Genomic DNA, 1,590 nt, shown 5'->3' with positions numbered 1-1,590 from the left:
TGCTTTCCGCTGCGGCGAGCGCCGGGCTGTTGTTCGGACTGCCGCGTTCAATCGGCGCAGGATTGCCGACGGCCACCTTGCGTGAACGTATCGATACCGCGCGCCGACCCGTGGTCCTGATGACCTTGCTCGTCACCACGCTGTGGGCCACGGGCGCCTATACGATCTATACGTATTTCGCGCTCTTTATTGCCAGGACGACGCAGTTGCATGGCGCGCAGATCGGGTACGTGCTCTTCACATGGGGCGTCGCGGCGGCGGTAGGGGTGTTTATCGGCGGGAAGGCGGTGGATCGGCTCGGCTCGCGGCGCGTGATCATTCCCTGTCTGACGGTATCGATTTTCGCTTTCGCGCTGATGTCGGCGAGTGCGCACTGGTTGCCCGCTTCGCTTGCGCTGGTTCCCGTGCTCGTGGGTGTGGTGGCGTGGGGAATCGCGCACTGGTGCTTCTATCCGGCGCAGCAGGCGGGACTGATTGGCATCGCCGGATTGCGCGGGACGCCGATCGCTTTGTCGCTGAATGCTTCGTTCATGTACCTTGGTTTCTCGCTTGGCGCCGCGCTCGGTTCGCTCACCTTGAGTGTTGCGTCCGTGAGCGACCTTGGCTGGGTCGCCGCGTTATGCGAGGTAGGGGCGCTGGTGCTGACCGTGAGTATCGGCCGGCATGTGGTCAAAGTCCGGTGCGCATCGACCGCCTGCCCCGCATGACCATTCTTCGCTCGACGTTCAGGATTGGTGGCGAAACCGACATCCGGCGACTCGGTTTCGGCGCCATGCGCATTACCGGTCCGGGCGTCTGGGGCATGCCCGCCGATCAGGCTGAAGCTATCCGCTTATTGCAGCGTCTGCCGGAACTCGGGGTGGATTTCATCGATACAGCCGATTCATACGGGCCCGGTGTCTCAGAGGAACTGATCCGCGAAGCGCTGCATCCGTATGACGCCCGGTTGCTCGTCGCGACGAAGGCCGGTCTCGTGCGCTCGGGGCCCGGCCGATGGGAATCGCATGGCCGCCCCGAGTATCTGATCGAGCAGGCCCATGGCAGCTTGCGCAGGCTGGGTGTCGAACAGATTGGTTTATGGCAGTTGCATCGATCGATCCTGCCGTGCCGCGCGATGAACAGTTTGGGGCGGTAAAGCACCTCATCGATACCGGCGTGATCCGCCACGCAGGCCTGAGCGAAGTCTGCGTGCCTGACATCAAGGCCGCGTCCAAATACTTCAAGGTGGCAACGGTGCAGAACCGCTTCAACCTGGGCGATCGCAGGAGTGAAGACGTGCTGGATTACTGCACGGCGCATGGCATCGGCTTCATTCCGTGGTACCCGTTGGCGGCCGGGGAACTGACCCGGCCGGGATCGTTGCTCGATATCATTGCCCGTCGTCATGACGCTCGCGTCGGCCAGATTGCGCTTGCATGGCTACTGCAGCGCAGTCCGGTCATGCTGCCGATACCGGGAACCTCCAGGCTCGCACATCTCGTCGAGAATGTGGCTTCCAGCGCGATCACGCTTTCCGATCACGAGTTCTGCGAACTCGATCGCGCAACCGCGGGACGCGGGCACGAGTCATGACCCGGCGCGCGGCGGCGA

1 protein-coding gene and 1 pseudogene are annotated in these 1,590 nt (G+C 63.3%); both read left to right on the top strand.

The features are described from left to right. On the top strand, positions 1-707 hold a 707-nt coding region (locus ACRXB1_RS35780), incomplete at its 5' end, for an MFS transporter (protein ID WP_449494738.1). Next, positions 620-1,572, top strand: a pseudogene (locus ACRXB1_RS35775) (aldo/keto reductase). The gene ACRXB1_RS35780 and the pseudogene ACRXB1_RS35775, both read left to right, overlap by 88 nt. Positions 1,573-1,590: the final 18 nt, after the last annotated feature.

This window comes from Caballeronia sp. M23-90 (genome assembly GCF_053574605.1).
The sequence above is the reverse complement of the archived record's forward strand: the minus strand, read 5'-3'. Positions and strand labels throughout refer to the sequence as shown.